This is a genomic window from Cupriavidus phytohabitans, assembly GCF_000426345.1.
Classification (GTDB): Bacteria; Pseudomonadota; Gammaproteobacteria; order Burkholderiales; family Burkholderiaceae; genus Cupriavidus.
In genome coordinates this window covers 1-6,795 of sequence record NZ_AUFE01000138.1, presented here as the reverse complement: position 1 = coordinate 6,795, position 6,795 = coordinate 1, and the positions used below count along the sequence as shown (strand labels likewise).

6 protein-coding genes and 3 pseudogenes are annotated in these 6,795 nt (G+C 60.6%); 6 read left to right on the top strand and 3 right to left on the bottom strand.

Annotation, left to right across the window (positions count from 1 at the left end):
* Window positions 1–180: pseudogene (locus K309_RS41075) on the bottom strand (IS4 family transposase); the annotation flags it as partial.
* Between K309_RS41075 and K309_RS43520 the strand changes: the two are divergent.
* The 6 genes from K309_RS43520 to K309_RS0133205 all read left to right on the top strand — a co-directional run bounded on the left by K309_RS43520 (window position 179) and on the right by K309_RS0133205 (window position 6,101).
* Window positions 179–328, top strand: a complete 150-nt coding sequence (locus K309_RS43520) for a hypothetical protein (RefSeq protein WP_156914528.1) — start codon at window positions 179–181, stop codon at window positions 326–328. The pseudogene K309_RS41075 and the gene K309_RS43520 overlap by 2 nt on opposite strands.
* Before the next feature lie 425 nt (window positions 329–753).
* Window positions 754–2,709 carry a Qat anti-phage system ATPase QatA gene (gene qatA, locus K309_RS0133225; RefSeq protein ID WP_029050268.1) on the top strand — a complete coding sequence of 652 codons (1,956 nt, stop codon included), beginning with the start codon at window positions 754–756 and terminating at the stop codon, window positions 2,707–2,709.
* Window positions 2,710–2,818: 109 nt separating this feature from the next.
* Window positions 2,819–3,574 (top strand): Qat anti-phage system associated protein QatB, encoded by a 756-nt coding sequence (qatB, locus tag K309_RS0133220; RefSeq protein WP_198030904.1) that lies wholly within the window; start codon window positions 2,819–2,821, stop codon window positions 3,572–3,574.
* A gap of 80 nt (window positions 3,575–3,654) precedes the next feature.
* Window positions 3,655–4,944, top strand: a complete 1,290-nt coding sequence (gene qatC / locus K309_RS0133215; RefSeq protein WP_198030903.1) for a Qat anti-phage system QueC-like protein QatC — start codon at window positions 3,655–3,657, stop codon at window positions 4,942–4,944.
* The gene (gene qatD, locus K309_RS0133210) at window positions 4,941–5,714 is read left to right on the top strand and encodes a Qat anti-phage system TatD family nuclease QatD (protein ID WP_029050265.1); all 774 of its coding nucleotides are present in this window, start codon (window positions 4,941–4,943) and stop codon (window positions 5,712–5,714) included. Before qatC ends, qatD begins: the two co-directional genes overlap by 4 nt.
* A gap of 81 nt (window positions 5,715–5,795) precedes the next feature.
* Entirely contained in the window at window positions 5,796–6,101 is a 306-nt protein-coding gene (locus K309_RS0133205) for a PHA-granule associated protein 4 (RefSeq protein WP_232232611.1), read from the top strand.
* A 182-nt stretch (window positions 6,102–6,283) separates the two neighbouring features.
* Here the strand turns inward: K309_RS0133205 and K309_RS41070 are convergent.
* Window positions 6,284–6,520: pseudogene (locus tag K309_RS41070) on the bottom strand (transposase domain-containing protein); the annotation flags it as partial.
* Between the two features lie 43 nt (window positions 6,521–6,563).
* Window positions 6,564–6,795 (bottom strand): annotated as a pseudogene (locus K309_RS38520) (IS256 family transposase); the annotation flags it as partial.

The following is a 6,795-nucleotide window of genomic DNA, read 5'->3' as shown; positions in this document are numbered from 1 at the left end:
ATCGAGTTCGGCTTGTACGCCCATGCGCAAGTTGCCGAGCATGAATGCGATCAGTGTCGGCAGAGTGAGCTTGCGCTGACGGGTGAAAGCGGCGGGACGTTCGGGATGGCGAGCAAGATCGTGAAAGACCTTGGTGTGCAAATATTCGGTAAGCGAAGCGAACAAATCGGACAGGGGCATGAGAGCCAAGCGAAGATCGAAGAACGATCCTCTATTGGCCGCCGCCCTGCTTGCGCTAAACAGCCAGCGCAAGCAGGGCGGCGGCCCCTCGAACCTCGTCATCTGTCAAGGGTTCGCGGGGGGAATTGCGATTTTATTGGCGGCTTAACTTGGATGGATTGGGTACACGACGGGGAGGTCGATCGGCGAGCGATTTGTTGGCCATCTTCGATATAGGCACCGGGCGGACCTCAGCGATTGGCGCTGACGGTTTGGAGTTTCCCCTTATCGTCGCGCAGGTCGGATCCCATTACCCCTCATGGGTGGGGTCCGGCGTATGGCGCCATGCCCCCCCGACTGGCATGCTGGTCCGGAAACGCCGGTCCAACTTCACTGACAAGACTATTGGCGCGCAAGACTGACCTGCTGTCCAGCATCACATCCCACCGCCGCTCCGGGAGTTTTCCACCACCCATGCCGGGTCGTTCGGTTTGTAGATTGGTTTTTCTTCCCATTTCAGGGCAGCGCCGCTAGCTCGCTGACGCTATACTCTATCCCAAAAAAAAGACGTTTAGAATTCCACGGAGCCGGTCAATGTTTTTGAACGATCAGGAGACCGCAACCGACCTGCTGTACTACGAGGCGATTGCGAAAACCGTTGTTAGGCTTATCGAAAAAACATCGGAGGCACCGATTACCATTGGTGTCCATGGTGATTGGGGCGCAGGAAAATCCAGCGTCCTTAAGATGCTGGAGGCATCTTTTTCCGATAAGGAAAAGGTGCTTTGCCTTTGGTTCAACGGCTGGACGTTCGAAGGCTTCGAGGATGCGAAGACGGTGGTACTCGAGACCATTGTTGACGAACTGCGCCGGGAAAGACCTACTTCCACAAAAGTCGCACAGGCCGCTAAGAAAGTGCTGAAGCGAATTGATTGGCTTAAGCTTGCACGGAAGGCCGGCGGATTTGCACTAACGACTGCAACGGGTGTGCCCACCTTGGACCAGGTGAAGAGCGCCTTGGATCTGGCCAGCAGCATGCTCGCAAAGCCTCGCGACCATATCACCGCCGAGGATCTTAAAACTGCTACGGATAAGGCCAAGGAATTCATAAAAGACGCATCGGATGACACCGAGTATCTACCGGAGCATATCCATGCCTTCCGTGATGAGTTTAAAGAACTCCTTGCGGCCGCAAAGGTGGAACGTCTTGTCGTCATCGTCGACGATCTAGACCGATGCCTACCGAAGACCGCCATAGCAACGCTGGAAGCCATCCGGCTCTTTCTCTTTGTCGAACAAAGTGCATTCGTCATTGGCGCCGACGAGCTGATGATCGAGTATGCGGTGCGGGAGAATTTTCCGGATCTACCGCCGAGTGCCGGGCCAGTCAGCTATGCACGTAACTATCTGGAAAAGCTGATCCAGGTCCCCTTCCGCATACCTGCGCTCGGCGTCGCCGAGACGAGGGTGTACGTCACCCTTCTGCTGGCCGAGAGTGCGCTCGGTGCCAAGGATCCGCGATTCGCCGCGCTTCTGAAGACCGCACGGCAAGACATGAAGCGGCCCTGGAAGAGCCGCGGTCTCGATCGCAATACCGTCGAGACGGCAATGGACGGCGAGATTCCTGCCGAAATCGATCAGGCACTCGCCATCAGCTCACATGTGACACCCATCCTGAGCGAGGGCACGCGCGGCAATCCGCGGCAGATCAAGCGCTTCCTAAACTCGCTCATGCTACGACACGCGATTGCTGAGGCACGGGGCTTTGGAGACGACATCGAGCGGCCCACCCTTGCCAAGATCATGCTGGCGGAACGGTTCTACCCCGACTTCTACGAACAGATCGCACGGCTCGCCGCCGGCCACCCAGAGGGCGCACCGGACGCGTTGGCACAGTTCGAGGCGCATGTGGGCGCGTCGTCCTCGACCGCAAAAGGCGCGGCGGTACCGAAGAATGCCGGCCGGGCCCAAGCTGCGGGCGAGCCCGCGGAGAGCGAGGCGGCAGTGGCAGAATGGGACAAGAACCAATGGGCCCGGGACTGGGCGATGATCGATCCGCCTTTGGCTGGCGTTGATCTGCGTCCCTACGTTTTTGTGACGCGGGACAAGCGCAGTTCCCTCGGCGGGCTCGTTGCCGCCAGCCATCTCGAGGCATTGGTCGAAAAACTCATGGGACCCATGCTCGCTGTGAGCGGCGCTAAGGACGAAATTGCCAAGCTCTCGGTCCCCGAATCCGAGGAGGTGTTCGATGCCATCCGGGGCCGCATCATCCAGAAGGACAAACTGAAGACCAAGCCGGCAGGCGTCGATGGACTTGTACGGCTTGTGGAAAACCATCAACACCTGCAACGGAAAGTCATGGAGTTCCTACGGGAGCTCCCGATGCAAAGGCTTGGCGCGTGGGCCGTAACAAGTTGGGGGCCTTGCCTGCACGATCCGACGGTGACGGCGGAATTCCGCGCCATGGTGCAAGGCTGGGCTGAACAGACGGCAAACAAGGCTGTGCATGGCGCGGCGCTGGCTATGATAAGCCTCGATAAATGGGGTTAGGAAGATGGGTACATCGAAAGCATATGGGGGGCCCGCAACCGGACTCGTTCCATCATTCCTCGATGATCCGATGCCGCCGGCCATGCCGCCACCCGGTCCGGTTCCTGCCGTGACACCGCAAAGCCCGCCGGTCGTGCCCGGTCAACCGACGCCCGCCACCGCGCCCCGGCAGCCCGACACGGGCAGCGGTGGAGACCTATCCGGTGCGCGCGGTAACTTCACGCGCTTTGCCCGCACGGGGAGCAGCAGCTCACTCGGCAAAGCCGTTTCGCAGTATGTCAGCAAGGGGACAGGCGGACCGAGACGTGCCGCACGCAGGATGGGGGCGGCACAGGGCGCAGCCCGGGGGCTACTCGGTGTCGTGCGAGACTTTCAGCGACTTGGGCCCGTCGAAGCCCTCCGGCAACTCAACCTGGATGGTCTGGCCGGTCAGCCGGCCACCGACGTCTTCGTCGCGATCCTCGAGTTCATTTGCCCGCCCGGCGGCACCGTGGATGAGGGCATCGCCCGGCAGGCCATGCTCGAAACCATCAGTGACTTCGCCGACGCGGAGACGGGAAGCTTCGATTCGCTGACCCGCGAGCAATTGCAGGACTTCTTCCTCGATTTCATCGCCCGTTCCATCGAGGGGCGGGTCATGGCGGACATCGGGGGGCGCGGCGTTACCCTCCCCGAAGACGTCGAAGCTGTACAGGACACCCAAGACCAGCTCCACGATTTTATCGATGGCGCCACACGTGGCCAACTGCAGGGACGCTTAGCCAATGTCGACAGGCTGTCCGACCAAGCGATCGCAGATGTGGTCAGTCAAATCTATGAGGCCGCGTTCGAATTGATCGTCGCGGCGGGGGAGTCTGCATCATGAGGCATCATAGTATCGTTGTACGCTTGGGTACCGGCGACGCCGCTCCGGTCCGATTGAGCCGGCCCGAGACGCATCAGACCGTGATTGACTTTGTGACCGGGCAGCGGCGACTTGGCTACGGCCTGGGCCAGACACTCGAAAAGCTTGCCATACTCGGGCTGCAGCCATCGGAAACCGCGGTGGACCTCGCGGTGCTGGCCACTGCGGTGACGGCCGCCGATACGCGTATTTCGCGGGACCTGGACGCACAGGACGCTTGGACCCGCCAAATCGACCTGCATATCCCGGTCCAGGACTGCGGCAGGTGGACAGGCCTGAGCCCACTGCTGAGCACGACGCTTAACTTCCTTACCGGAGATCGCTGGAACATCTACTTCCGGCCGCGCCCTTCGGGTTTTACCTCGATCGCGTCCGGGCCGACGCAGTTACGCCTGTTCGAGCCGTCCTCGGTCTGCCTCTTCTCGGGTGGTTTGGATAGCTTCATTGGTGCGATCGATCTGTTGGCCCGCGGACAAACGCCGCTGCTGATCAGCCACTACTGGGATCGGGTCACCAGCAGCCACCAGAAAACCTGCTCCGTCGCGCTCAGCCGGCATTTCCGCAAGGGGAGTTTTGGACAAGTACGTGCGTATATCGGCTTTCCCAAGAAGACCTTCGAAGGCAGCACCATCGAGGAGACACAACGCGCCCGCTCCTTCCTATTCTTCTCGTTGGCGGCGATGGCGGCCGATGCAACGGGCGAAGAGATGATCATCCACGTCCCGGAGAACGGGCTGATCTCGCTAAACGTACCACTTGACCCCCTGCGCGTGGGGGCCCTGAGCACGCGCACCACGCATCCTTACTACATGGCAAGGTTCGGTGAGATCATCCGCGGGCTGGGAATTCGAGCCGAGCTCGTGAATCCCTACGCGTTCATGACCAAGGGACAAATGGCCGCCAACTGCGCCGATCTTGCCTTCCTCAGAAGGGAGGCCAGGAAAACCATGTCGTGCTCATCACCGGGGAACCGGCGCTTCGACCCGGATCCGGAGGAGCGCCATCAGCGACACTGCGGGCGCTGCGTGCCTTGCCTGATACGACGCGCCGCCATACGGATGGCCCTCGGACGCGACAAGACACCGTACCGCGTGCGCAATCTTCGTCATCATGTACTGGACACCAACAAAGCGGAGGGCAAGGATGTCCGCTCGTTCCAGCTTGCACTCTCCAGGCTCGCCGACAACCCTGGTAGAGCCCGCTTTGATATCCATCGACCCGGTCCCCTGACGGATCACCCCCAACGCCTCGCCGACTACGAGGCGGTCTACGTGGCCGGGTTGCAAGAGGTCGGGGAGCTGTTGCGACGCGTCCGCGCAGCTCCACTATGACGGGGTCATCGCGTGTCGCGACGCCGCGCTGGGTGGACTTCCACTGTCATCTGGATCTCTATCCCGATCACGAGGCATTGATTGCGGAATGCGACCGCGAAGGGGTCGCCACACTCGCGGTCACGACCACTCCCAGGGCGTGGCCGCGCAATCGCGAGTTGGCAGCAGATGCAAAGCACGTGCGCATTGCCTTGGGCCTCCACCCGCAGCTCGTGGCGGAGCGTCAGGCCGAACTATCCCTCTTGGAGCGCTATCTTGCGGACGCCCGGTATGTTGGCGAAGTCGGCCTCGACGCCGCGCCACGCTTCTACCACAGCTTCGATGCACAGCAGAAAGTGTTCGAGCACATCCTGAGGGCCTGCGCGGAGCAAGGCAATAAGGTCCTCACTGTTCACAGCGTCCGTGCAGTCGCCAAGGTACTGGGCCACATTGAGAACGCCCTCCCGGCCGACCGCGGACGCGTAGTCCTTCACTGGTTCACGGGCACCGCGAGCGACGCCCGCCGGGCTGTAGAACTAGGCTGCTACTTCTCTGTCAATAGCGAGATGCTGAGGTCAGCGAAGCATCGCAAGCTGATCAGCGGCCTGCCGCTAGAGCGCCTTCTGACCGAAACGGACGGCCCCTTCGTCTCGCATGAGGGTCGTCCTATGCGCCCCAGCGACGTCCGAGATGCCGCAAACGAGATGGGGTCCCTTTTCGGCCTATCGTCCGAGGATATGCGGTTGCGACTGGTGCATAACCTCAAGGCGTTGCTAGGCACCGGCGGCTAGCCATTTCGACAAGCCCGGCCCCGCCTTATCTTGGTCGCAGGCCAAGCGCTCAAGCTCCTGGAAACAGCGGGGGTAACGGTCGTGGATCTGGACTATGAGTCCGGTTGGCAAGACGCGATCGAACTTGGCCGGCTGGGCGACAAGCGTGGTGTACGGATCCAGTATCGCGGCCATGAGAGTATTGCCGTCCGCTCGCCGGCAGCGCTCCTGGCCGGACTCAGTCGTCCGAAGTTGACGTTCCGTCAGCGCAATCTTTACTGCCAATTTGAGTTCAGCAGTCTGGAGGCGGGTGAGTTGGAGCGGCTGGAAATAAGGGCAGCGAAGCTCGGCGATTACGTCCTCGCAGGACACCTAATCAGGGAAGTCGATGCGGTGTGGGACGAGTAAGGGGCCGATGCAGTGGAACGAGACGGCAGACGACGCACGCACGGCTTGGCTTGCGTCCGCTCAAAAGTTTGGTAGCAGGTAATCAATCACAGCTTCTGAATCGAATGGCCCAAGCTGGACAACCTCGGGTTCATTGTAAGCGGTCGACTAACAACGCCTCTTGCGGCCGGATACGAGGTCGGCTAAACAGCGGATGTCTTGAGATTCCAAGGCAGCAAGGCCTCGTAGTCGTCAACGGTCTTCGCGAGCGGCAGCGCCTTGAACAAGGCGACGAGATAGCGGTACGTATCGACGCCATTGGCCTTGCAGGTCTCAATGATCGAGTACAGATTCGCGCTTGCGTTCGCGCCAGCCACGGTGTCACAGAAGAGCCAGTTCCGGCGCCCTACGGTGAACGGCCTGATCGAATTCTCAATGAGATAAAGTCAAATCTGGTGTACGAAGGTTGATCGTGGCCGGTTCTCAGGCGGCGAGTTTCTGCTGATCCGGCGGATTGTCTTGCGCCGGGGCACCGTCCTTGAAGGGAATGCCCTTCAAGAGCAGTTCGATGTGTTCGGCACCGTTGATGCGGCGCCAGGTTTTCTCGGCTTCCTCGATCAGCTTGAAGGCCAGGCCAAGGAAGGTCGCTCGTGACACACAGTTGCGCGTGCGCGTCGTGCGGTGACGCACAGTCGCGAAGGTCGACTCAATCGCG

Coding starts and splice junctions, on each gene's coding strand:
- K309_RS43520 (WP_156914528.1), top strand. CDS start 179: ATGAGAGCCAAGCGAAGATCGAAGAACGATCCTCTATTGGCCGCCGCC.
- qatA (WP_029050268.1), top strand. CDS start 754: ATGTTTTTGAACGATCAGGAGACCGCAACCGACCTGCTGTACTACGAG.
- qatD (WP_029050265.1), top strand. CDS start 4,941: ATGACGGGGTCATCGCGTGTCGCGACGCCGCGCTGGGTGGACTTCCAC.